General features: G+C 70.9%; 21 protein-coding genes and 1 pseudogene. 9 read left to right on the top strand and 13 right to left on the bottom strand.

Annotation, left to right across the window (positions count from 1 at the left end; all coding sequences use genetic code 11):
• Positions 1–8 precede the first annotated feature (8 nt).
• The 5 genes from CCN51_RS28105 to CCN51_RS28085 form a co-directional block, all read right to left on the bottom strand.
• Positions 9–1,208: a Gfo/Idh/MocA family protein gene (locus tag CCN51_RS28105; RefSeq protein ID WP_014174784.1), complete on the bottom strand. Its 1,200-nt coding sequence runs from the start codon at positions 1,206–1,208 to the stop codon at positions 9–11.
• Between the two features lie 67 nt (positions 1,209–1,275).
• Positions 1,276–2,346 carry a substrate-binding domain-containing protein gene (locus tag CCN51_RS28100; RefSeq protein ID WP_055413887.1) on the bottom strand — a complete coding sequence of 357 codons (1,071 nt, stop codon included), beginning with the start codon at positions 2,344–2,346 and terminating at the stop codon, positions 1,276–1,278.
• Positions 2,336–3,424 carry an ABC transporter permease gene (locus CCN51_RS28095; RefSeq protein WP_014174782.1) on the bottom strand — a complete coding sequence of 363 codons (1,089 nt, stop codon included), beginning with the start codon at positions 3,422–3,424 and terminating at the stop codon, positions 2,336–2,338. The genes CCN51_RS28100 and CCN51_RS28095 overlap by 11 nt, the downstream gene beginning before the upstream one ends.
• Positions 3,418–4,956 carry a sugar ABC transporter ATP-binding protein gene (locus CCN51_RS28090; RefSeq protein ID WP_014174781.1) on the bottom strand — a complete coding sequence of 513 codons (1,539 nt, stop codon included), beginning with the start codon at positions 4,954–4,956 and terminating at the stop codon, positions 3,418–3,420. Before CCN51_RS28090 ends, CCN51_RS28095 begins: the two co-directional genes overlap by 7 nt.
• A 267-nt stretch (positions 4,957–5,223) precedes the next feature.
• Positions 5,224–6,405 (bottom strand): ROK family transcriptional regulator, encoded by a 1,182-nt coding sequence (locus tag CCN51_RS28085; protein ID WP_014174780.1) that lies wholly within the window; start codon positions 6,403–6,405, stop codon positions 5,224–5,226.
• 299 nt (positions 6,406–6,704) lie between these two features.
• On the opposite strand from CCN51_RS28085, the gene CCN51_RS28080 reads away from it, so the two are divergent.
• From CCN51_RS28080 to CCN51_RS28045, 8 genes and pseudogenes are all read left to right on the top strand, one after another.
• Positions 6,705–7,457, top strand: coding sequence for a DUF1684 domain-containing protein (locus CCN51_RS28080; RefSeq protein WP_014174779.1), 753 nt, complete (start codon positions 6,705–6,707; stop codon positions 7,455–7,457).
• A 77-nt stretch (positions 7,458–7,534) separates the two neighbouring features.
• Positions 7,535–9,055 (top strand): ABC transporter substrate-binding protein, encoded by a 1,521-nt coding sequence (locus CCN51_RS28075; RefSeq protein WP_014174778.1) that lies wholly within the window; start codon positions 7,535–7,537, stop codon positions 9,053–9,055.
• Positions 9,055–10,020, top strand: a complete 966-nt coding sequence (locus CCN51_RS28070) for an ABC transporter permease (RefSeq protein WP_014174777.1) — start codon at positions 9,055–9,057, stop codon at positions 10,018–10,020. Before CCN51_RS28075 ends, CCN51_RS28070 begins: the two co-directional genes overlap by 1 nt.
• Entirely contained in the window at positions 10,017–10,892 is an 876-nt protein-coding gene (locus CCN51_RS28065) for an ABC transporter permease (RefSeq protein ID WP_014174776.1), read from the top strand. The genes CCN51_RS28070 and CCN51_RS28065 overlap by 4 nt, the downstream gene beginning before the upstream one ends.
• Complete coding sequence (locus CCN51_RS28060; protein ID WP_014174775.1) at positions 10,889–11,689, top strand: ATP-binding cassette domain-containing protein; 801 nt, start codon at positions 10,889–10,891, stop codon at positions 11,687–11,689. The genes CCN51_RS28065 and CCN51_RS28060 overlap by 4 nt, the downstream gene beginning before the upstream one ends.
• The gene (locus CCN51_RS28055; RefSeq protein ID WP_014174774.1) at positions 11,686–12,471 is read left to right on the top strand and encodes an ABC transporter ATP-binding protein; all 786 of its coding nucleotides are present in this window, start codon (positions 11,686–11,688) and stop codon (positions 12,469–12,471) included. Before CCN51_RS28060 ends, CCN51_RS28055 begins: the two co-directional genes overlap by 4 nt.
• 24 nt (positions 12,472–12,495) lie before the next feature.
• Positions 12,496–13,701, top strand: coding sequence for a PP2C family protein-serine/threonine phosphatase (locus CCN51_RS28050; protein ID WP_014174773.1), 1,206 nt, complete (start codon positions 12,496–12,498; stop codon positions 13,699–13,701).
• A 544-nt stretch (positions 13,702–14,245) separates the two neighbouring features.
• Positions 14,246–15,328 (top strand): annotated as a pseudogene (locus tag CCN51_RS28045) (pectate lyase family protein); the annotation flags it as partial.
• A gap of 53 nt (positions 15,329–15,381) precedes the next feature.
• Here CCN51_RS28045 and CCN51_RS28040 read toward each other — a convergent pair.
• The 8 genes from CCN51_RS28040 to CCN51_RS28010 form a co-directional block, all read right to left on the bottom strand.
• Positions 15,382–16,446: a LacI family DNA-binding transcriptional regulator gene (locus CCN51_RS28040; RefSeq protein ID WP_014174771.1), complete on the bottom strand. Its 1,065-nt coding sequence runs from the start codon at positions 16,444–16,446 to the stop codon at positions 15,382–15,384.
• 105 nt (positions 16,447–16,551) lie between these two features.
• Entirely contained in the window at positions 16,552–17,325 is a 774-nt protein-coding gene (locus CCN51_RS28035) for an HdeD family acid-resistance protein (protein ID WP_014174770.1), read from the bottom strand.
• Positions 17,326–17,437: 112 nt separating this feature from the next.
• Positions 17,438–17,878, bottom strand: coding sequence for a TIGR03668 family PPOX class F420-dependent oxidoreductase (locus CCN51_RS28030; RefSeq protein WP_043486358.1), 441 nt, complete (start codon positions 17,876–17,878; stop codon positions 17,438–17,440).
• 18 nt (positions 17,879–17,896) lie between these two features.
• The gene (locus tag CCN51_RS28025) at positions 17,897–18,724 is read right to left on the bottom strand and encodes an LLM class F420-dependent oxidoreductase (RefSeq protein ID WP_014174768.1); all 828 of its coding nucleotides are present in this window, start codon (positions 18,722–18,724) and stop codon (positions 17,897–17,899) included.
• Positions 18,725–18,837: 113 nt separating this feature from the next.
• On the bottom strand, positions 18,838–18,993 hold the full coding sequence (locus CCN51_RS56000) for a hypothetical protein (protein WP_014174767.1): 156 nt from the start codon (positions 18,991–18,993) through the stop codon (positions 18,838–18,840).
• 28 nt (positions 18,994–19,021) lie between these two features.
• On the bottom strand, positions 19,022–19,498 hold the full coding sequence (locus tag CCN51_RS28020; RefSeq protein WP_014174766.1) for an SPW repeat protein: 477 nt from the start codon (positions 19,496–19,498) through the stop codon (positions 19,022–19,024).
• A 109-nt stretch (positions 19,499–19,607) separates the two neighbouring features.
• Entirely contained in the window at positions 19,608–20,627 is a 1,020-nt protein-coding gene (locus CCN51_RS28015) for a cytochrome d ubiquinol oxidase subunit II (RefSeq protein ID WP_014174765.1), read from the bottom strand.
• A gap of 54 nt (positions 20,628–20,681) precedes the next feature.
• Positions 20,682–22,079 carry a cytochrome ubiquinol oxidase subunit I gene (locus tag CCN51_RS28010; RefSeq protein ID WP_014174764.1) on the bottom strand — a complete coding sequence of 466 codons (1,398 nt, stop codon included), beginning with the start codon at positions 22,077–22,079 and terminating at the stop codon, positions 20,682–20,684.
• A 200-nt stretch (positions 22,080–22,279) separates the two neighbouring features.
• Between CCN51_RS28010 and CCN51_RS28005 the strand changes: the two genes are divergently transcribed.
• Entirely contained in the window at positions 22,280–23,023 is a 744-nt protein-coding gene (locus CCN51_RS28005; protein ID WP_014174763.1) for an SDR family NAD(P)-dependent oxidoreductase, read from the top strand.
• Positions 23,024–23,039: the final 16 nt, after the last annotated feature.

Below are 23,039 nucleotides of genomic sequence, written 5' to 3'. Positions count from 1 at the left end.
TGGCCTCCTCAGGCGGGTACCGGCGTGTAGACGCAGTTCTTCTCGGCGCTCTCCTCGACCGCGGCGAGCACCCGCTGCACCTGCAGCCCGTCCGCGAAGGACGGTTCGGGTTCGGTCCGCGCGTCGATGGCCAGCACCAGGTCGCGCGCCTGGTGGACAAAGGTGTGCTCGTACCCGAGGGCGTGGCCGGCCGGCCACCACGCCTCCAGATAGGGGTGTTCGGGCTCGGTGACCAGGATCCGGCGGAAACCGGCATCGGTGGCCGGCTCGGTGTGGTCGTGGAAGTGCAGCTCGTTGAGGCGTTCCAGATCGAAGGCGAGCGAGCCGCGTTCGCCGTTGAGCTCGATCCGCAGCGCGTTCTTACGGCCCGCCGCGAACCGGGTGGCCTCGAAGGACGCGAGCGCCCCGGAGGCCATCCGCCCGCTGAACAGCGCCGCGTCGTCGACCGTGACCGGCCCGCGCGCCGCGCCGCCCGCCTGGCCGCCGAGGCCGGTGGTCGCCGTTCCGGCGGGCAGCGGCCGCTCCCGTACGAAGGTCTCGGTCAGCGCCGAGACCCCGACCAGCGGCTCGCCCGCCAGATACTGCGCCAGGTCGACGATATGGGCGCCCAGGTCGCCGAGCGCACCGGAGCCCGCGTGCTCCCGCCGCAGCCGCCACACCAGCGGGAACTCCGGATCGACGATCCAGTCCTGCAGATACGACACCCGTACGTGGCGCAGCACCCCGAGCCGCCCGTCCCGCACCATCCGGCGGGCGTGTGCGATGGCGGGCGTACGGCGGTAGTTGAACCCCACCATCGCGATCTGCCCGCGCTCCCGCGCCCGCCGCGCCGCTTCCACCATGGCCTCGGCCTCGGCGACCGAGTTGGCGAGCGGTTTCTCGCACAGCACATGCTTGCCCGCCTCGAGCGCCGCGATCGCGATCTCGGCGTGGCTGTCGCCGGGTGTGCAGATGTCGACGAGCTGTACGTCATCGCGGGCGATCAGGGCGCGCCAGTCGGTCTCGGCGGCGGCCCAGCCGTGTTTTTCGGCCGCGGCCCGCACCGCGTCCGGGTCGCGGCCGCAGATGGCGGCCATGGCCGGGCGCAGGGGCAGGTCGAAGACGCGGCCCACGGTGCGCCACCCCTGGGAGTGGGCGGCGCCCATGAAGGCGTAGCCGACCATGCCGACACCGAGCGCGGGCTTGGTTGTTTCCGCAGGACGTTGCATGGGACTCCTTCGCTGGGGGATCAGGCGCTGGGGGGTCAGGGGCCGGATCTGGGCCGATGGGCCGCGGTCAGCTGAAGCCCGTGGGCAGGTAGGCGTCGACGTTGTCCTTGGTGACCACGGCGGAGTAGAGCGTCAGGGACGCCGGGATCTCCAGTTCGGCGAGGCCGCCGACGCCCTTGCCCTGGCCGAGGGCGCGGGCGAGGTCGATGGCGGAGGCGGCCATCGTCGGCGGGTAGAGGACGGTGGCCTTCAGCACGCTGTTGTCGGCCTTGATGGCGTCCATGGCGCGCTTGGCGCCCGCGCCGCCGACCATCAGGAAGTCGTCCCGCCCGGCCTGCTGGATGGCGCGCTCGGCGCCCACGCCCTGGTCGTCGTCGTGGTTCCAGAGCGCGTCGAACTTCGAATGCGCCTGGAGCAACTGGGCCATCTTCGCCTGGCCCGACTCGACGGTGAACTCGGCGGCCTGGCGGCCGACCTTCTCGATGTTGGGGTAGTTCTTCAGGGCGTCGTCGAACCCCTTGGTGCGCTGCCCGGTCAGCTCCAGGTTGTCCAGGCCCGCCAGCTCGACGACCTTCGCGTTCTTCTTGCCCTTGAGCTGTTCGCCGATGTAGCGGCCCGCGTTGAGCCCCATGCCGTAGTTGTCGCCGCCGATCCAGCAGCGGTACGCCTGCGGGGAGGCGAAGATCCGGTCGAGGTTGACGACGGGGATGCCCGCCTTCATGGCCTTCAGCCCGACCTGGGTCAGCGCCTTGCCGTCCGCGGGCAGGATGACCAGGACGTCGACCTTCTTGTTGATCAGCGTCTCGATCTGGCCGATCTGCTGGGCGGTGTCATTCGAGCCCTCGGTGGTCTCGAGTGTGACGTCCTCGTACTCCTTGGCGCGCCGCTTGGCCTGCTGGTTGATGGCGTTGAGCCAGCCGTGGTCGGCCTGCGGGCCGGCGAAGCCGATGGTGACCTTCTTGCCGGGCTTGGTGTCGGCCGTGTTCGCGGCCTGCCTGCTGTTCTCGTTGTCGTCGTTGTTCTCGTTGCTCGTACAGCCCGCGGCGAAGAGCGCGCCCGCGGCGGCGGTGCCGAACAGCAGGTTTCTGCGGCTGGGGCTCATCGGGGAGTTGGCCGGTGTGCGTGGGTTATCCCTCATGGTTCGTACGACCCTTCTGGACCAGGACGGCGGCGACGATGATCGCGCCCTTGGCGATCTGCTGGATATCGCTCTGCAGGTTGTTCAGGGCGAACAGGTTGGTGATGGTGGTGAAGACGAGGACGCCGAGGACGGAGCCGGTGATGGTGCCCCGGCCGCCGCTGAGCAGCGTGCCGCCGATGATCGCGGCGGCGATGGCGTCGAGTTCGTAGAGGTTGCCGTTGGTGTTCTGGCCGGAGCCGGTGAGGACGATCAGCATGAACGCGGCGATACCGCAGCACAGCCCGGACAGCAGATACAGCATCAGGCGCTGCCGCCTGACGTCGATGCCCGCGAGCCGGGCGGCCTCCGGGTTGCCGCCGATGGCGACGGTGCGCCGGCCGAAGGTCGTACGGTTCAGCACCAGCCAGCCGACCACGGTGACCAAGGCGAAGATCATCACCAGCGGCGGGACGCCCAGTACGTACGCGTCGGGCAGCCCCAGGTCCAGGACCGGCTGCACGGTGACGACCTGCGTCTTGCCGTCGCTGAGGTGCAGCGCGAGACCACGGGCGGAGGCGAGCATGGCGAGCGTGGCGATGAAGGGGACCAGGCCGCCGTACGCGATGAGCACGCCGTTGACCAGACCGCAGCCGAGCCCGACCAGGACGGCGCACATCAGGATGCCGCCGAGCCCGAAGTCCTGGGTGGCCAGTGTCGTGGCCCAGACCGAGGCCAGGGCGACCATCGCGCCGACGGACAGGTCGATGCCGCCGCTGGTGATGACGAAGGTCATGCCGACGGTGACGACGCCGATCACGGACGCCTGGGTCAGGACGAGTTGCAGATTGTCGGTGGTCAGGAACTCATTGGGCTTGGTGAAGCCGCCTACGGCCACCAGCACCGCGAGGACCCCGACCAGGGACAGATTGCGCAGATCGGCGAGCGCCCGCAGCCGGCCGCCCCCGGCGGCCCGGCCGGCCGGCGGACGGCCGTTGGACGCTCCCGGCGGGCTCTCCTTGGTGAGCGTGGCGGTGGATTCGGCGGCGGCATTCGCGGGGGCGGCAGACCCCGGCTGCCCCCCGGGTTGATTCAGCACGACGGGCTCCCTTCCATGACGAGGTCGAGGACGCGGTGTTCGTCCAGCTCCCGCGCCGGTGCGGTGTGTACGACGCGGCCCTCGCGGAGCACCAGCACCCGGTCGGCCAGGCCCAGGACCTCGGGCAGTTCGCTGGAGACGAGCAGGACGGCCACGCCGTCGTCGGCGAGGCGGCGGATCAGGGCGTACAACTCGGCGCGGGCGCCCACGTCGACGCCGCGCGTGGGCTCGTCCAGCAGCAGCACGCGGCAGCCGCGCAGCAGCCAGCGGGCGAGCACGGCCTTTTGCTGGTTGCCGCCGGACAGGGTGCGCACCGGGCGCTCCGGGTCGTCCGGGCGCAGCGACAGATCCCGTACGGCCTCCCGGGCCGCGGTCCGTTCGGCCCCGCGGTCCAGCCATCCGGCGCGTGAGAAGCGGGCCAGCGAGGACACCGAGACATTGCGGGTGATGGACTCCAGCATCAGCAGCCCCTGCGCCTTGCGCTCCTCGGGGGCGAGGCCGAGCCCGGCGCGTACGGCGGCGGTGACGCTGCCGGGGCGCAGCGGGCGCCCGTCGACGAGGACGCGGCCGGCGGTCGGCCGCCGGGCCCCGTAGACGGTCTCCAGGATCTCCGAGCGGCCGGAGCCGACGAGACCGGCGAGCCCCACGATCTCGCCGGGGCGCAGATCCAGGTCGAGCGGTTCGAACTCGCCCGCCCTGGCCAGCCCTTCGAGCCGCAGTACGGGCTTGCCCTCGCCGGGGGCCTCGGACGATGCGTCCGGTGCGGGCCGTTCGGGGAAGGCGTACTCGACGTCGCGGCCGGTCATCAGGGCGACGATGTCGCGGGTCGGGGTGGTGCGGGCGGGCAGTCCGCGGGCGGCGACGCGGCCGTCCTTGAGGACGGAGACGCGGTCGCCGATGCGGCGGATCTCCTCCAGCCGGTGGGAGATGTAGACGACGGCGACGCCGTCCCCGGTCAGATCGCCGACGATGCGGAAGAGATTGTCCACCTCGTCGGGGTCGAGGGCGGCGGACGGCTCGTCCATGACGATCAGCCGTACGTCGTGGGAGAGGGCGCGGGCCATGGAGACGATCTGCTGTCCGGCCGCGGGGAGCGAGCCGACCAGCGCGTCCGGGGGGATCTCCGGGTGGCCGAGGCGGGCGAGGAGGTCGGCGGTGGCGGCGCGGGCCGAGCGGGGGCGGAGAAATCCGCCGGTGGCGAGCTCATGGCCGAGGAAGACGTTCTCGGCCACGGACAGCCCTTCCACCAGGTCGAGTTCCTGGTAGATGGTGGCGATGCCCAGGCGCATGGCGGCGACCGGCGACTTGAGCCGCACCGGGCGGCCCTGCCAGTGGATCTCGCCCTGGTCGGGCTGATGGGCCCCGGCCAGCACCTTGATCAGGGTGGACTTGCCCGCGCCGTTCTGGCCGAGCAGACAGTGGACCTCACCCGCCTGGACGTCGAGGTCGACCCCGTCGAGGGCCCGTACGCCGGGGAAGGACTTGGCGATGGCGGACATGGTGAGCAGTGGTGGCGGTTCGGGCGGTGCCATGGCGGGCCTCCTCGGCGGTGCGCCGGTGAGTGGGCAGGGCTGATCGAGGAATGGCGGGGGGTTGGTGTGGTGCGCGTCGTGCGGTGCGTACGGAATGCGGCGGGTGTGGCGGGCGTCGCGCGGTTCACGTGCGCGCGTGCCCGTGGTGTGTGCGTGTGGTGTGGCGCGGTGCGTGCGGTGCGTGCGGTGCGTGCGGTGCGTGCGGTGCGTGCGGTGCGGTGCGGTGCGTAGGTGTGGTGCCTGTGGTTGCGGGTGGTGCGTGTCGGGTCAGGCCGGGGAGAAGAGGTGGTCGCTGATCAGGCGGGCCGCCCCGATGACCCCGGCCACGGCGCCGAGTTCGCCCAGCACGATGGGGAGGTTGCCGGTGGCCAGCGGCAGTGACTGGCGGTAGACCTGGGTGCGGATGGCGGCGAGCAGATTGTGGCCGAGGCCGGTCACCCCGCCGCCGATCACCACCAGGCCGGGGTTGAAGAAGCTGACGAGCGAGGCGAGTACCTGGCCGGTGCGGGTGCCGCCGTCGCGGATGAGGTCGAGCGCGGCGGCGTCGCCCGCCGAGGCGGCTGCCGCGACATCGGTGGCGGCGAGGCTTCCGGCGGCCTCCAGCCGGGCGGCGAGCTCAGCGGACCGGCCCTCCCGCGCGGCCGCCTCGGCGTCGCGGGCGAGCGCCGCGCCGCCGAAGTACGCCTCCAGACAGCCGCGGTTGCCGCAGGCGCACGGCCGGCCGTCGCGCTCGGCCTGGATATGGCCGATATCGCCGGCGCTGCCGGTCGTACCGCGGTAGACCTCGCCGCCGACCACGATGCCGCAGCCGATGCCGGTGCCGATCTTGACGCAGAGGAAGTCCTTCGCGGAGCGCGCGACGCCCGCCTGCTGCTCTCCCATCGCCATCAGGTTCACGTCGTTGTCCACCATGACGGGGCAGCCCAGCTCCTGGCTGAGCGCTTCCCGTACGGGGAAGCCGTCCCATCCGGGCATGATCGGCGGCGCGACCGGCACCCCCTCGGGGAAGCGCACCGGGCCCGGGACCCCGATCCCGGCCCCGTCGAACCCCTCGGCCACCCCGGACCCCCGGAGCTTCGCGGCCATGGCCAGGACCTGCTCGAAGACCGCGACCGGGCCCTCGCGCACATCCATGGGCTGGGTCACGTGGCCGAGCACTTCCAGCTCGGCGTTGGTGACGGCCACGTCGACCGAGGTGGCGCCGATGTCGACGCCGAGGAAGCGCAGCGTGGGGGCGAGCCGGATGTTGTGCGAGCGGCGCCCGCCGCGGGAGGCGGCGAGCCCGTCGGCGATCACCAGCCCGGTGTCGAGCAGCCGGTCGACCTCCACGGCCAGCCGGGAGCGCGAGAGGTCCATCCAGTCGCCCAGCTGCGCCCGGGAGGTGGGTCCCCCGTCGCGCAGCAGACGCAGCAGACGCGCCTGATGGGCGTTCGCGGGTCGTGCCGTCATGCGCCTCACACTGCCCCTCCCGCCGTCATCGGCATGCCACTGGTCGGGCTTTCAGGGGGAACGTAGCAGCGGTTGTCCGGCGTGGGAAGAACTTACGCTGCAATCGCTGTGGACTTTCTCCTGTCTCAGGACAAAGACTCGCCGAATCCGCCGTTCGCGCCCCCTGTGGGCCGAGGGCATCTCGCCATCTGGCGCGAATTTGACATTAGGAAGGCTTATGGGTGATAAAGAAGGCCCTTTGGGTACTTCACGCAGCGTGATCATCGAGGCGTGACACACTCCGAAATGAGCCGCACGCCGTGACCCGCACATCCGCCACCCCGGATCAGCCGACCGCCGCCGACCAGCCGACCGCGGACCCCGCCGCGGCCTGGGAGGACTGGCGAGCCCGGCGTCGGCGTTCGGTCACCTCCGCCACCGGGAACCTCGCCCTCGTGGAGACCCGCTGGCTGCCGTCCGGTGAGCGCCCCGACCTCGACGCGGCCCGCGCGGGACAGCCGGAGCATGTCACCGTCACCACCCTCGCCCGCACCGACCTGGTCACCGGCGAGCCCGAGCACGGTCTGCGCTTCTGGGACGCCCAGTCGCCGGCCATCCGCCACTTCGAGCGCGTCGACGCCTTCCCGTACGACCCGGCATGGGTCCTCGAAGCCTCGTACCACCCGGTGCCGGGCGCCCGGCGCGTCGCGTTCGAGCACATCCGGGACAACGGGGGCACCCGCGACCTGGTCGTACCGGGCGATATCGCGCTCACTGTGGACGGCCGCGACTACACGCTCAGCGCCTTCGACGACGACGGCACCCTGCTGCTCGTCTTCGGCGACCCCACCAACGGTGACACCACCTATGGCGCCGGACGCTTCCTCTTCGTGGAGCGCACCGCCGACCCGGGCCGGGTCCGGCTGGACTTCAACCGCGCCTTTGTGCCGCCCTGCGGATTCTCCGACCAGTACAACTGTCCGATGCCGCCGCGGCAGAACCGCTTCCACCTGCCCGTCGAGGCCGGTGAGCAGCGCCCCGTCTTCCGCGACGGCTTCCTCGCACAGCACTGATCTCCCCGCAGCAGACCCCTTCGCGGCACACTCCGCAGAATTCGCGGCACACCCCGCAGAAAACGAGCTCACCCTCCATGAACATCACCAAGTCCGCCCTGTACGGCGGCGCCACGGCCGCCACCCTCGCCCTGACCCTCACCGCCTGCGGCGGGGGCTCCAATGGAGGAAGCGCCTCGGGCGGCGCGTACGACAAGAACGCCACCGTCGGCGTCGGTTCGCTCTACGAGCCGCAGAACCTCGACAACACCGCGGGCGGCGGCCAGGGCGTCACCGAGGCGCTGGCCGGCAATGTCTACGAGGGGCTGTTCCGGCTCACCGACGACGGCAAGGTCGAGAAGCTGCTCGCCCAGGACTACAAGGTCAGCGGCGACGGGCTCACCTACACCTTCACCCTGCGCGACGGCGTGAAGTTCCACAGCGGCAAGAAGCTCACCAGCCAGGACGTCAAGTACAGCCTGGAGAAGGTGATCGGGAAGGACTCGCAGTCCGCCCGTAAGAGCAACCTCGAGGTCATCAAGGACATCGCCACCCCCGATGCGAAGACCGTGAAGGTCACGCTCTCGAAGAAGTCGATCTCCTTCGTCTACAACCTCTCCTACGTCTGGATCGTCAACTCCGAGGCGAAGAGCCTGAAGACGAGCGAGGACGGCACCGGGCCGTACACGCTGAACAAGTGGACCCGCGGCTCGGCCCTCTCCCTCGACCGGTTCGCCGGCTACTGGGGCCGCGCGGCCGCCAACAAGGGCGTCGTCTTCCACTACTACAAGAACGCCACGGCGCTGAACAACGCGCTGCTGACCAACGCGGTGGACGTGGTCACCAGCGAGCAGTCGCCCGACGCCCTCGACCAGTTCAAGAACAACCAGAACTACAAGGTCAGCGACGGCGACTCGACCACCAAGCTGCTGCTCGCCTTCAACGACAAGGCCAAGCCGTTCACCGACGTCCGGGTCCGGCAGGCGGTGTCCTCCGCCATCGACGACAAGAAGCTGCTGGAGTCCGTCTGGGGCGGATACGGCAAGCTCATCGGCTCGATGGTGCCGCCCACCGACCCCTGGTACGAAGACCTCACCAAGGTCAACGCGTATGACACCGCCCGGGCCAAGAAGCTGCTGAAGGACGCCGGCTACGGAAACGGCTTCACCTTCACCCTCGACACCCCGAACTACGACCCGCACCCGACCGCGGCCACCTTCATCAAGTCGCAGCTCGCCAAGGTCGGCATCACCGTCAAGATCAACACGATCACGCCGGACGAGTGGTACACGAAGGTCTACAAGAACCGCGACTTCGCGGCCACCCTCCAGGAGCACGTCAACGACCGCGACCTGGTCTGGTACGGCAACCCCGACTTTTACTGGGGCTACGACAACAAGCAGGTCACCCGCTGGGTGGAGCAGGCGGAAGCGGCGCCCACCACGGCCGCGCAGACCGAACTGCTGAAGAAGGTCAACCGCAAGACCGCCGAGGACGCGGCCAGCGACTGGCTGTACCTGTACCCGCAGATCGTCGTCGCGAACAGCAAGCTCTCCGGCTACCCCGTCAACGGCCTCAACTCGCAGTTCTACGCCTACGACATCCAGAAGAAGGGCTGATGGCGCGGTATCTCCTGCGCCGCCTTGCCTTCCTGCTGGTGTCACTGGCGCTGGCGAGCGTGGTGCTGTTCGTACTGCTGCGCATGCTGCCCGGGGACCCCGCCAACGCGCTCACCTCGGTCGGCGCGGGCCCCGAGCAGATCGCGGCGGCACGCCACGCCATCGGCTCCGACCGGCCGCTGCCCGAGCAGTTCACACACTGGATCGGGCAGCTGGCCAGGGGCGACCTCGGCACCTCGTTCGTCAGCTCGCTGCCGGTCGGGCCCGAAGTCTCCTCGCGGCTGAACGTCACCATCCCGCTGACGCTCGCGGCCTTCGTACTGGCGGTGCTGATCGCCGTCCCGGCCGGGTTCATCGCCGCGTACAAGCGGCGGACCTGGTACGGCGCGCTCCTCAGCGGGGTGTCGCAGCTGGGCATCGCGATCCCGGTGTTCTGGCTCGGCATGATCCTCATCGCTGTCTTCGCGCTGAACGCCGGATGGCTGCCCGCGGGCGGCTTCCCCCAGGACGGCTGGGCCGAGCCCGCCGAGGCGATCCGCTCGCTCGTGCTGCCGGTCGTCACGATCGCGCTGGTGATGGGCGCGTCGCTGACCCGGTACGTCCGCTCGGCCACCCTCGACGTACTGGGCAGCGACTATCTGCGGACCGCGCGGGCCCTGGGCGCTTCGTTCGGGCGGGCCATGTGGCGGCACGGGCTGCGCAACGCCTCCGTGCCGGTGATCTCGATCCTGGGCATCGAGCTGGCGTCCACGCTGCTCGGCGCGGTCGTCGTGGAGTCGGTGTTCGCACTGCCGGGCCTGGGCTCGATGCTCGCGACCGGTATCGCCCAGCACGACTACCCGGTCATCCAGGGCGTGCTGTTCGTCTCCACGCTCGCGGTGCTGCTGATCGGCTTCGCGGCCGACCTCATCCAGCGGATCATCGACCCGCGGCTGCGGGGCAGGCTGTCGGGAGGCTCCCGATGACGCGCGCGACATCCCCGGCCCAGCCCCTCGTGGAGGCCCCGGACCAGTCCTCGAGGGCCAAGCGGTCGTACACGCTGCTGGCGGGCTGCGTCCTGGCCGGTCTGATCTTCCTGCTCGCCCTGGTCTCCCTGTTCTGGCTCCCGTACGCCACCGACGACACCTCCGGCGGACGGCTCACCGGCCCCGCCACCGACCACCTGCTGGGTACCGACAAGCTCGGCCGCGACCTGTTCACGCAAGCGATGACCGGTTCCCGGATCGCCGTCGAGGCGGGGCTCGGCTCCGTCCTCATCGCGGCCGCGCTCGGGGTCACCCTGGGCGTGCTGACCGCGTTCGCACAGGGCTGGCTCGACGACACGCTCTCCGCGTTCCTCGACATCCTGATCGCCTTCCCGACGCTGCTGCTCGCCATGCTGATCGTCGCCGCCCGCTCGGCCACCCTGGGGTCGGCCGTGCTGGCGATCGGGATCGCGCAGAGCGCGGTCGTGGCCCGCCTGGTCCGCATCCTGGTCAAACGGGTCCTCGCGCAGGACTACATCACGGCCGCCCGCACCTCGGGCACCTCCTGGCCCCGGATCGTGGCCGGACACGTCCTGCCCAACATCTGGCCCACCCTCGTGGTCAACCTGGCGCTCCAGTTCGGCCTCGCGGTGCTGGCCGAGGCCGGGCTCTCCTACCTGGGCCTGGGAGCCCCGCCGCCCAGCGCCTCATGGGGCCGGATGCTCCAGGAGGCCCAGGCCACCTTCACCACCGCCCCGGCCGGAGCGCTCGCCCCCGGCATCCTGCTCGTACTGCTGGTCATCGGCGTCAACCTGATCGCCGACGGCCTGCGCGACACCCTCGACCCGGCGACCCGGCGGAGGCGCGCATGACCCTCCTCGACGTACGCGGCCTCACCGTCCGCACGGCGGACGGGCGCACCCTCGTGGACGACCTCTCGCTGTCCGTCGCCCCCGGCGAACGGCTCGGAGTCATCGGCGAATCGGGCTCCGGCAAGTCGCTGACCACCCTCGCCGTCCTCGGACTGCTGCCCGAGGGCATGACCGCCACCGGCAGCGTCGAACTGGGCGGCACCCAGATCGTCGGCGCGAGCGAGAAACGGCTCACCGGCGTACGCGGCCGGGACGCCGCCATCGTCTTCCAGGAGCCACTGACCGCGCTCGACCCGCTGATGCGGGTGGGCCGGCAGATCGCCGGACCGCTCCGCCAGCGGCGGGGGCTGACCGGCGGCGCCCTCAAGCGGGCCGTCGCCGAGGCGCTGGAGCAGGTGCGGCTGCCCGAGCCGGGCCGTATCGCCCGCGCCTTCCCGCATGAGATCTCCGGCGGGCAGCGCCAGCGCGTGGCGCTCGCCATGGCGCTTGCCTGCGAGCCCAAGCTGCTCATCGCGGACGAGCCGACCACCGCACTGGACGTGTCCGTGCAGGCCGACATGCTCGCCCTGATCGACACCCTGGTGCGGATACGCGAGATGGCGGTCCTGTTCGTCAGCCACGACCTTGCGGTCGTCGCCAAGGTCACCGACCGGGCCCTGGTCATGAAGGACGGCCGCGCCGTGGAGGAGGGCACCGTCGACGAGATCGTCCGGGCGCCGCGCGAGGAGTACACCAGGACCCTGGTGGCCAGCGCGCGCAAGCTGGAGTCCGCCCTGGCCCCGAGGAGCGCGCGATGACCCCCGCAGTGGAGGCGACGACCCCCGTACTGGAACTGGACGACGTCGCGCTGCGCTACCGGGGGAGCACCGCCCCCGTCCTCCAGGACGTGTCCCTCGCCGTCGCGGCCGGACACAGCCTCGCCCTGGTCGGCGAGTCGGGCGCGGGCAAGACGACCCTGCTGCGCCTGCTGCTCGGGCTCGCCCGGCCCACCACCGGCACCGTGCGCTTCGACGGCGAGGCGCTGCGCCTCCGCGACGCCAAGCTGATGCGCCGCTTCCGCGGCAGCGTGCAGTGCGTCTTCCAGGACCCGTACTCCTCGCTCGACCCGCGCCGCCGGGTGGGCGCCACCGTGGCCGAGCCGCTGCGCTCGCTCGGCATCGACAGCAGGCGTACGGCGGCGCCCAAGGTGGCCGAGGCCCTGGAGCGGGTCGGGCTGCCGGCCGACGCGGCGCGGCGCTATCCGCACGAGTTCTCCGGCGGACAGCGCCAGCGCATCGCGATCGCCCGCGCCACCGTATGCGACCCGCGGGTGCTGCTCGCCGACGAACCCGTCAGCGCGCTCGACGTCACCACCCGGGTCAAAGTCGTCGATCTGCTGGCCGAGTTGCAGCAGGAGCGGGGGCTGACGATCGTCATGGTCTCCCACGACCTGTCGGTCGTCGCGTCCCTGTGCGAGCGCACCGCGGTCCTGGAGCGCGGCCGCATCGTGGAGCAGGGCGACACGGCCCAGGTGCTGGGCGACCCGGCCCATACGTACACCCGCCGCCTCGTCGACAGTGTGCCGCGCCTGCCCGTCTGAGCGGGATTCCGTAGAGTTGACCCTATGGTGGGCGCGGACGCGTCGATCTCGGCCGGAACCGCGGAAGCCCTGCTGGAAGAGCTGGTCAGGACATCCCAGGAGGCTTCCCCCGCGGAACTCCCCGAGGTCCTGAACCGGTATGTCCAGGCCATGGGCCTGGGCCGGGTCGTCGTGTATCTCGTCGATCTCCAGCAAAGGCTGCTGCTGCCGCTGGACGAGGGCGAAGAGGACATGGAGGCCGACGGCACCCTGGCCGGATGGGCGTACCGCACGGACTCCCTGCGGGTGACCGAGGACGGTGCGGGCGGCCTGGTCGTATGGCTGCCGCTGGTCAACGCGGCGGAGCGGCTGGGCGTCGTGCGCTTCACGATGAAGACCCTGGACGGGCACAGGCTCTGGCGGTGCCGGGCGCTGGCCTCGCTCCTCGCCCTGATCGTCATCTCCAAGCGCACCTACATCGACTCGATCGCGCAGCGCTGCCGTACCCGGCCCATGCAGCTGCACACGGAGATGCTGCGGGCGTTTCTGCCGCCGCGCTCGATCGGCACCGGCCGGGTGGTGTCGACCGCGGTCGTGGAGCCCGCGTACGAGCTGGGCGGCGACGCCTTCGACCACTCGTTCACCGAGGACATCCTGCACGCCACGATTCTCGACGCCATGGGCCACGATCTGGCGTCCGGCCTCACCACCTCCGTGGCCATGGCGGGCTGCCGCAACGCCCGGCGCACCGGCGCGGACCTGGCACAGCTGGTCACGGCCGTGGACGAGGCGCTGTCACGGTGGCTGCCGGACCAGTTCTGCACCGGCATCTTCGCCCAGCTGCACATGCCCACCGGCGTGCTGCGCTGGTGCAACTGCGGCCATCCGGCGCCGCTGCTCATCCGCCGCCACCGGCTGCACCAGAAGGCGCTGGCGCGGCCCCCCGAACCGCCGCTGGGCCTGCCCGCCAGCATGTCCAGCGACCCCCGCCAGGTGCACGAGACGGCGCTCGAACCCGGGGACCAGATCCTGCTCTACACCGACGGGGTCGTCGAAGCGCGCGACGAGGGAGGCGAGCAGTTCGGCCTGGAGCGCTTCACCGACTACATCATCCGGTCGACGGCCGCGGGGCACACCGCCTCGGAAGTGCTGCGCCTGCTCATCCACGCCATCCTCGACCAGGGGAAGAACGAACTCAGCGACGACGCCACGATTCTGATGATCGAATGGCAGCCGCCCCTCGCGGAGTAGGGCGGGCCGGACATCTGTGCTGCGCTGCGCCGATGCGGCGTCTCGCGGCATTCGGTTCACGCGGGTGCGGCTTTCGTCTCGGACCCTCCGGGTCCAAAGCGCCAGCAGGAGGGGGGAAGGGGGCGGCCAGCCCGGTGTCCCGATTCCTCGGCTCGGCGGGCGGCTGAGCTCAAAGCAGGCTCCGCTGCGCTCCGCCGCGACTGCTGCCGCGCGGTGGCCGGCCGGTCGGTCCAGCGGTGCGCTGATCCGGGGCCTGGGAGCGCAACGGACAGGCGAGCACTACTGGGCGGGACCGGCTCCCCCGCCCCCTCTCAGAAAAACGCTTGATGCAGAGCAAGCATTTTTTTTGAGAGGGGGCGGTGGAGAGGCTGAACCGGACCGGCGTCTACCGCTTTGGGCGACCATGCTCCGTTCCGCCGCCCGCCAACCGTTGACGGTAGCCGAGCCGACCCGACCCGACCCGATGACCCGATGGGGCAACCTCTCGGCCCGCGGCGGCGACAGGGGCATGGACGACATCTCCCGAGCTGTGGAAGAGGTAGCGATGGAAGCCGAGCGGCAGAAAGCGCGGCGCAGCAGGGGCTGGGGCAGGCTCGGTCTGACGGCCGGACTGGCCCTGGCACTGGGCGCCGCGGCCGGTCTCGCGGACGGCGGGACCTTCGCCCGGGCCGAATCCGGACCGCGGGCGGAGCTGACGACGAGCGCGGCGGCGTGGGCCGATGACGTCGCCGACGGTTTCGCCTCGGTCAACGCGCTGGGACAGAACGGGACGTACGGCGGCCGGGGCGGGGCAACCGTGACCGTGCGTACGCTCGCCGATCTGGAGAGGTACGCGACGGCTGCCGAGCCGTACGTCATCGTGGTGGCCGGGGCGATCACCATGGACCCGAAGGGCAAGGAGATCAAGGTCGCCTCGAACAAGACGATCGTGGGCTCGGGGACCGCGGGCCAGATCGTCGGCGGCGGTTTCTTCCTCGGCCAGGGCGTGCACAACGTCATCATCCGCAACCTGACGATCCGCGACTCCTACGAGGGCACGTGGAACGACAAGGACCACGACTGGGACGGCATCCAGATGGACGGCGCCCACCATGTGTGGATCGACCACAACGATCTGCGGCACATGGCCGACGGCCTGATCGACAGCCGTAAGGACACCACCTATCTCACGGTGTCCTGGAACCGGCTGGAGCAGCACAACAAGGCGTTCGGCATCGGCTGGACGGAGAACACCACCGCCGACATCACGATCCACCACAACTGGTTCCACGAGACCGAACAGCGCAACCCGTCCACCGACAACGTCGCGCACGCGCATCTGTACAACAACTATCTGCAGGACGATCCGGGGACGAGCATCAACTCCTCGTACGGCAACTACGCCCGCGGCAACACCAAGATGGTGCTGGAGAACAGCTACTTCGAGGGCATGAAGAACCCGGTGATCAAGGACGCCACCGCCTCCCTGGTCCAGCGGGGCAGCGTGTTCGCCAACACCTCCGGGCGCAACGAAAGCGGCGGGACGGCCTTCGACCCGAAGTCGTACTACTCGTACACCCTCGACCCGGCCGCCCAGGTGCCCTCGATCGTGAAGTCCCGCTCCGGGCCCAGCTCGGCCATCGGCACCGGCTGAGGGAGACCGATGCCCGCGGGGGGCGGAAACCGGTTGCCGGGCAGCCGCTACCGGGCCGCCTCCGCCGGCGGGGCCACCGAGTCGCGGATCACCACATGGGTGCCCAGGAGCAGGTGTTCATCCGGGGTGTCCGGTGTTCTGCCGAGGCCGGTACGGACGGCGAGCCGGCCCAGCTCCTCGTAGGGCACATGGACCGTGGTCAGCGGCGGACGCAGATCCCGGGCGAACGGGATGTCGTCGTACCCGGCGAGCGACACATCGCCGGGTACGCGCAGCCCCGCCTCGTGGAGCGCCGTGAGCGCCCCCGCCGCGACCATGTCCGTGGCGGCCACCACGGCGGTGAACTCCAGCCCCGCGTCGAGAGCTTGGCGCATCAGCCGGTGGCCCGAGTCACGGGTGAAGTCGCCGGAGCGCCGCAGCGCCGGGTCCGGATCCAGGCCCCGGGCGCGGTGCGCGGCCATATAGCCGCGCTCACGCCCCTGGGCGGCGGTGTTCTCCGGTTTGCCCCCGAGGAAGAGGACCCGCCGGTGGCCCTGGGCGAGGACATGCGAGCACAGCGCGTAGGCCCCGCTCTCGTTGTCGTACTCGATGACCGTCACCGGGGTGCCGGGATCCAGCGGCGGCCGCCCGCACAGCACCAGCCGTGAGCCGGCCGAGGCCAGCGACTCGGCGATACGGGCCATGCGCCGACGGTAGTCGGAGGTGTCCGCGGCGCCGCCCACCAGGATCACGGCGGCGGCGCGCTGGGCGCGCATCATCTCGATGAACTGCTGCTCGTGGTCGGCGTCGCCGTCCGTGCTGCACACCAGGCACAGATGGCCGAGCCGGGCCGCCTCGCGCTCCACGCCGTGCGCCATATGCGCGAACGACGGGCCGGTGATGTCGTCGAGGACGAACGCGAGCGTCGGGGTGCCGGCGCCCGCCACCGCCTTGGCGTGGGCGTCGGCGACATAGTCCAGCTCGCGGACCGCCCGCATCACCCGGGTACGCGTCTGCGTACTGACCGGGTACACGCCGCCGAGCACCCGTGACACCGTGGACGCGGACACCCCCGCGCGGGCCGCGACATCCCGGATCGTGCGACGTCCCCCGTCGCCGCCCTTCCGTACCATGGCCCACCCCTCGCTGTGCCCCCGAGTCGGGTAACCGCATGACAACCGGTTGCCACAGCAGAGGCTAACAGCGGGGGAGCCGCGCGGGGAGGGCCATGACCGGGACTACGGCTGGGGATGCGGCCTGAAGCGCGGGAAGTGCGGCCGGCGTTCCGCCTCGCGCGGAGGGTGGTGGCCCAGCTGAACCCGCAGCTGGACACCGTGGAACACCTCGATCACTCCCAGCGCCAGCAGCCAGATACCGGCCACCACGGCGAGCGCCGTGATGGAGCCGAATGGCGCGACGATCAGGATGATGCCGGCCAGCATGCTGATGACACCGAAGAAGATCTGCCAGCCGCGGGCCGGAAGCCCTTCGTGGGAGATGGCGGCGGCAGTCACCATGACGCCCCGAATCAGCCAGGCGAACCCGATCCACAGGGCCAGCAGCAGGATCGACTGTGCCGGTCCCCGGAAGCAGAGCAGGCCGAGCAGCACGGCGAGGGCGCCGCTGATGAAGCTCAGCACGCGCAGATGCGTTGGTACGTGTGCGCCGAAGGCCCCCGCCAGCTGGAAGATCCCGGTGATCAGCAGATAGGCGCCGAAGAGGGCGCCGAGCACCGCCAGGGTGGCGCCCGGCCAGGCCAGCACCATGACGCCCAGCGCGACCGCGATGATGCCCGTGGTCACCATGACCTGCCAGGTGGCATTGGACAGCATGCCCAGGGCACCGGCGAACGGGGTCTCGAACTCCGGGGGCCGCTCGCCTCGCTGAGCCGTGCCGTAGGGCTCCGCACCTTGCTGCTCTGCGCCCCGCTGCTCCGCGCCTCGCTGTTCGGCGCCGTAGGGCTGCTCGCGCCGCTGCTCGGCGCCATGTGCGTCGTCGGAGGAGAAACTCATGGCCGTCCACCTCCTCGATGGAACAGAAGGCCGTACCCGACACCACCATCCTCTCCCCGTACGGGCCTCTTCGCCTGGCGGCGCGGGCGGTCTCGGGCGGCGCCGGATGCCCTCAGGCGGTACCGGTGGCCTGCCAGCCGCTCCACCGGTCGACCGCGATCTCCACGACCGGCCCCGTCGGCGGCCGGTCCGCGTACTGCGCCGCGTACTTGTCGGCCAGCAGCCGTACGTACGCGGCGGAGGCGGCCGACTCGTCGGCGGGCGGCAGGACGCGGGCCGTGCCGTCGGCCCGCGCCCACCACAGGACGTCCCAGTCCTCGTCGTAGCCGTCCACCAGGAGGCATACGGCGGGGTTGGCGCGGATGTTGTCCAGGCGTCTGAGCCGCTGTGAGCGTTTCGGCTTGTGATCGACTGCCGTCGCCACCGTGTCACCGGTCAGCGCGAACACCACCGGCACCAGATGCGGCCGCCCCCCGGCGCCGACGGTCGCCAGACGGGCCACCCTGGCCCGCGCGAAGCGCTCCCGCGCCCGGACACTTGTCGTCGTGGGCACCGCGTGGCTCCCGGCGGCTCACCGGAACCGGGCGGCGACCTGGGCCATCGTGTCGAGTTGGCCGAGTGTTTCGCCCTCCGGCACGGTCGGCAGATAGAACAGGACCCGCTCCACGCCCAGCCGCCCGTATCCCTCGATCGCCTCCGGTGTGGGTGGCACCGCGTACACCGTCACCGGCACGTCCCGGCCGGCCACACTCCGCATCCGCTCGATCAGCGGGGCCAGCTGCTCCGGCGACGAGGCGTTGGCCAGCCAGGCGTCGCCGCCGAGGGCGGCGATCCGCGTGAAGGCGGCCTCGACGCCGCCCACGTAGATCGGCGGATACGGGCGCTGCACCGGTTTGGGCCACAGGTACACCGGGTCGAAGTTGACGAATTCCCCGTGGAATTCGGCCTTCTCCTGCGTCCACAGCTCGCGCATCGCCTGCAGCCGCTCGTTGACCAGCCGGCCTCGCGTGGTCGGGTCCGTACCGTGGTTCTCCATCTCCTCGCGGTTCCATCCGGCGCCGATTCCGACGATGACACGCCCGCCGGAGACAAGGTCGAGCGAGGCCACTTCCTTCGCCATGATGATCGGGTCCCGTTGTGCCACCAGGGCGATGCCCGTGCCCAGCAGCAGCCGCTCGGTGACCGCGGCGATGGCGGTCAGCACGATGAACGGGTCGAGCGTGCGGTAGTAGATCTCCGGCAGTTCCCCGCCGCCCGGGTAGGGCGTACGACGGCTGGCCGGGATATGGGTGTGCTCGGCGATGAAGAGCGAGTCGAAGCCCCGCTCGTCGAGGGCTCGCCCCAGCGGGGCGGGCCCGATTCCCTGGTCGGTGACGAAGGTCGATACACCGATTTCCACGGTGGCTCCTCCTTGTCGAGGAGGGCCGGTGACCGCCGTCACCGGCCCGGCCCGGGCACCGGGGCGAGCCTTGGGGGCTCCGAGCGGGCTCCGAGCCCTCGTGGCCTGGCTATTTACTTCTTCCGCTCGTTCTTCTCTTCCTCCTCGCGCTCCCCTTCTGCCTGTGAGGGGGTCGACACCGGCACATCGGGGTGAACCGTGCGCCCGGGTGTGTCGTTCTCGCGCTCGCCTTCCGCCTGGGACGGGGTGGAACGGTAGGGCTCAGTCATTCGAATGCCTCCGTTCTGTCCCGGACCGTCAGCGCCCCGCGCGAGCGGACGAGCCCCCGCGGCCCGGGGTGGCCGCCTTCGCCTTCGCCTGCGAGCTGGCGAACAGTGCGAGCACCAGGGCGACAGCGCCGACGATGACGTTGCTGATGATGGTGCGCATGGTGGCCACGCTGCCCGACACCACCCACGGCGCGATGATTGCCCAGACGCCCAGCAGCGCGGCGGCCCAGGCCATACCGTGGGTGCGTTCATAGGCATGGCCGAAGCCGCCCATGAGCACCGCGTAAGCGACTCCGGTGATCAGGTTGGTCACGGCCAGAGTCAACATGCCGTTGAAACCCACGATCCAGGGGGAAGCGGCAAGGTAAAGACCGGTGATCAGGGATATCGCTTCGACGGCCTGGGCCACGGGCGTGGTAGCGGCCTGTTCGGCCCAGGTGTGGCGTTCCCGCATCGCCAGGATGTCCGGATGGGACTCCATGGTCGCATGGGTCGGTTCCGTCATGATCGCCTCCTGCGGTCAATTCGCTCCGAACCCCGGGTGCCCGATATGTCGCCTCGTAACGCCCGGGCCGCCAGAAACTTCGCGGCCCGTATGCAGTGCTTTCGGGCCGCTAGCGGCCGGGCTCGCCCGGCGCCGCTGCCGGCTCCGGCTCGCGCTGGAACACCGAATAGAGCCACCACAGGGACGGCACCAGGATCAGGGACCCGACCGCCAGGCTGACCAGGCAGGCGATCAGGACCGGGTGGGTGGACGCCGCGTCGCCGACGGTGACACCGGGTACCAGCATGGCCGGGTACTGGGCGACGCCCCACGCCCAGAGGATCGCCGCCACGGCCAGCGCCGCCAGCGGCCGGGCCAGGCCCGGGCCGCGGCGCAGCAGTGCCAGGGCGGCCAGTCCGGCGCAGGCGCTGAGCACCACCAGCGGCAGGGCGCGGTGGGTGAGCCCGTGGAACAGCCGAGGGGCGTCGGCGTGCAGAATGGCGATTCCGGCCAGTGCCACGGCTCCGGCGGCCAGTCCGCTGATCAGCGCCCGGCTCCGGAACCACGCCCCCAGCTCCGGCTGCCCCAGCCGCTCGGTCTCCGCGCACAGATAGACGGCCGCGAGGTGGGCGCAGGTCAGCACGGCCAGCACCCCGCCCAGCAGGGAGGTGGGGTTCAGCCAGCTGGTGATCAGGTCCCCGGCCGCCAGCCCCGGCGGGACCCGGCCGGAGGCGACACCGCCGGCGACGGTGCCCAGAAAGAACGGGGTGAGCACGGACGACAGCGCGAAACACGCCCCGAACAGCCGTTTCTGCCATAGCTCGGTGCTGGCCTTGCGGAAGGCGAAGGCCGCGCCGCGCGCGATGATGCCGAGCGCGGTCAGGGTGAGCGGGATGTACAGCGTGGACATCACGGCCGCGAACACCGGTGAGAAGCCCGCCCACAGCAGCACCACGACGAAGATCAGCCAGACGTGGTTGGCCTCCCACACCGGCCCGATGGTGTGCTCGATGAGGGCGCGCCGCGGGGCGCCGGGCCCGCTGCGGCCCGCCAGCAGATCCCACAGCCCGGCGCCGAAGTCGGCGCCGCCGAACAGGGCGTAGCAGGTCAGCCCGATCCACATCACCCCGAGCGTCAGATTCGCGAGCACCGGCCGTCCCCTCTTCTCATGTCACCGGTCTTCTCATGTCACCGGGGCCCGCCCTCATGTCACCGGGTACCGCGGTACGTCGCTCTCCTGCGGGGCGATCGGCACGGGCTGGTCCCGGGCCAGGCGGCGCAGTACGTACACGGTGGCCACCGTCATGCCGAAGTAGACCACCAGCACCAGCCACAGCCCGTTCAACAGGCCGGGCGCGGGGTTCACCGCGTCCCGGACCGTCATGACCCCCTGCACGACCCACGGCTGACGGCCCAGCTCGGTGACCACCCACCCGCACTCCAGGGCGACCACGGCGGCCGGCCCGGTCAGGACGGCCAGCGTCAGGAACGCCCGTGTGCCGGGCACGCTCAGTACGCCGTCGGCGCCGGTGCGCCGCCGCAGCCACCATGCCAGCGCCAGCCACCCGCCCATGAGCAGCAGAAACAGGCCCGCCCCCACCATCAGGTCGAAGGCCAGATGTACGCCCGTGACGGCCGGCCACCGGGACCGGGGCACCTCCGACAGCCCGCGCACCACGGTGTCCGGGCTGTAGCCGATCAGCAGCGACAGTCCGCTGGGGATCTCCAGGCCGTACTTGAGGCCGCTGTGCCCGTTGCTGATGCCGAGGACCGTCAGCGGTACATGGTCGCCGGTGCGGTAGACGCCCTCCATCGCGGCGAGCTTGGCCGGCTGGTAGTGGGCCACGAAACGGGCCGCCCAGTCGCCGACGACCAGTTGGAACGGGGTGACGACGGCCCCGACCGTGAACGGGATGAAGAACCCGGCGCGGTGGTACCGGTCCCGGCGACCGCGCAGCAGCGCCACCGCATACACGCTCGCGGTCAAAAACGCGGCCACCATCAGCGCGGCCAGGATCATATGCGTGGTCTGGGGCGGCGCGGCCGGATTGAACATCGCGGCCCATGGATCGACGGACACCACGCGCCCGTCGCGGGACAGCTCGAAACCGCGCGGCTGGTTCATCCAGGCGTTGGCGCATACGACGAAGAACGCCGAGGCCACCCCGGCGATGACGATCGGCACACCGGTGAGCAGGTGTTTACCGGGCGGCAGCCGGTCCCATGCGTACAGATACACGCCCAGGAAGATGGCCTCGATGAAGAACGCGATGCCCTCCAGCGCGAACGGCAACCCGATCACCTGCCCGTACCGGCCCATCAGCCCCGGCCACAGCAGCCCCAGCTCGAAGCTGAGGATCGTGCCGGACACCGCGCCGACCGCGAACAACACCCCCATGCCCCGCGCCCAGCGCCGGGCCAGGATCCTCAAGGCCGGGTCCCCGGTGCGCCACCCCAGCCATTCGGCGATCAGGGTGAGCAGCGGCAGCCCGACCCCCAGACAGGCCACCACGATGTGCCACGCGAGCGAGAAACCCATCTGCGCCCGGGCCCCACTGAGGTCGCCCTCGGTGGCGGCATGAGCGAGCGGGACAGCGAACACCAGGAGCCTCCGGGGCGGGGCGAGGTACGAGCGCAAGTCCTGCGTTATCCCCGTGGCCGGGCGGTCAAACGCGGATACGGCCGAACGGCGGGTCGCGACCGCACCCTCGCACCCCTTGTGACCATTGACAGGAAAGGGCTTACTACCTAGCGTCTGTTCACGAATATGACTGGAATTCAATAAGTTGTACGGAGGCCAGGATGGGACGACGGATCGTGGTGTCGGGCGGCGGCACGGGCATCGGGCTGGCGACCGCTGAATCCTTCGCCGCGGACGGGGACCGGGTGGTCATCGTCGGGCGCCGCGCCGAGGTGCTCCGCGCCGCCGCGGAGAAGGTCAACGCCGCAACCGGGGCCGACCTGGTCACCTGGACCAGCGCCGACCTCAGCGACCCCGAGCAGACCCGGAGCGCCGCCGAGTTCATCGCCGCCGACGGCCCGGTCGACGTCGTGGTCACCAACGCGGGCGGCAATGTCGCGCCCGGCAACGACGGCACCCTCGAAGGCATAGCCGACCAGTTCCAGCGGAACTTCTCGGCCAACGTGCTGACCGCGGTGCTGCTCACCGAGGCCCTGCTGCCTCATCTCACCCGGCCCGGCGGCCGGATCGTGCATCTGTCCTCCGTGGCGGCGCTGCGCGGCCCCGGTTCGTACGGCGGCACCAAGGCGCATCTGCACGTCTACACCTACGACCTGGCCAAACGCCTGGGCGCGGAGGGCATCACCGCCAACGCCGTGGCCCCCGGCTATGTCCAGGACACCGAGTTCTTCGGCGAGCGGGGCACTCCCGAGTTCATCGCGCAGCAAATCGGGCAGACGCTCACCGGGCAGCCCGGTTACCCCGCCGAGATCGCGGCCGCCATCCGCTATCTGGCCTCCCCGGAGGCCGCCTATGTCACCGGCCAGGTGCTGCACATCAACGGCGGCGCGCAGTTCGGCCGCTAGGGCCTGTCGTCAAAGG

The organism is Streptomyces milbemycinicus (assembly GCF_002154605.1).
In the GTDB taxonomy this organism is placed as follows: domain Bacteria; phylum Actinomycetota; class Actinomycetes; order Streptomycetales; family Streptomycetaceae; genus Streptomyces; species Streptomyces milbemycinicus.
This window is presented reverse-complemented; position numbering and strand designations above follow the sequence as displayed.

Coding starts and splice junctions, on each gene's coding strand:
- CCN51_RS28055 (WP_014174774.1), top strand. CDS start 11,686: ATGACCCCCGCAGTGGAGGCGACGACCCCCGTACTGGAACTGGACGAC.
- CCN51_RS28020 (WP_014174766.1), bottom strand. CDS start 19,498: ATGACGGAACCGACCCATGCGACCATGGAGTCCCATCCGGACATCCTG.
- CCN51_RS28005 (WP_014174763.1), top strand. CDS start 22,280: ATGGGACGACGGATCGTGGTGTCGGGCGGCGGCACGGGCATCGGGCTG.
- CCN51_RS28105 (WP_014174784.1), bottom strand. CDS start 1,208: ATGCAACGTCCTGCGGAAACAACCAAGCCCGCGCTCGGTGTCGGCATG.
- CCN51_RS28060 (WP_014174775.1), top strand. CDS start 10,889: ATGACCCTCCTCGACGTACGCGGCCTCACCGTCCGCACGGCGGACGGG.
- CCN51_RS28065 (WP_014174776.1), top strand. CDS start 10,017: ATGACGCGCGCGACATCCCCGGCCCAGCCCCTCGTGGAGGCCCCGGAC.
- CCN51_RS28090 (WP_014174781.1), bottom strand. CDS start 4,956: ATGGCACCGCCCGAACCGCCACCACTGCTCACCATGTCCGCCATCGCC.
- CCN51_RS28040 (WP_014174771.1), bottom strand. CDS start 16,446: ATGGTACGGAAGGGCGGCGACGGGGGACGTCGCACGATCCGGGATGTC.
- CCN51_RS28085 (WP_014174780.1), bottom strand. CDS start 6,405: ATGACGGCACGACCCGCGAACGCCCATCAGGCGCGTCTGCTGCGTCTG.
- CCN51_RS28070 (WP_014174777.1), top strand. CDS start 9,055: ATGGCGCGGTATCTCCTGCGCCGCCTTGCCTTCCTGCTGGTGTCACTG.
- CCN51_RS28100 (WP_055413887.1), bottom strand. CDS start 2,346: ATGAGGGATAACCCACGCACACCGGCCAACTCCCCGATGAGCCCCAGC.
- CCN51_RS56000 (WP_014174767.1), bottom strand. CDS start 18,993: ATGACTGAGCCCTACCGTTCCACCCCGTCCCAGGCGGAAGGCGAGCGC.
- CCN51_RS28050 (WP_014174773.1), top strand. CDS start 12,496: ATGGTGGGCGCGGACGCGTCGATCTCGGCCGGAACCGCGGAAGCCCTG.
- CCN51_RS28075 (WP_014174778.1), top strand. CDS start 7,535: ATGAACATCACCAAGTCCGCCCTGTACGGCGGCGCCACGGCCGCCACC.
- CCN51_RS28035 (WP_014174770.1), bottom strand. CDS start 17,325: ATGAGTTTCTCCTCCGACGACGCACATGGCGCCGAGCAGCGGCGCGAG.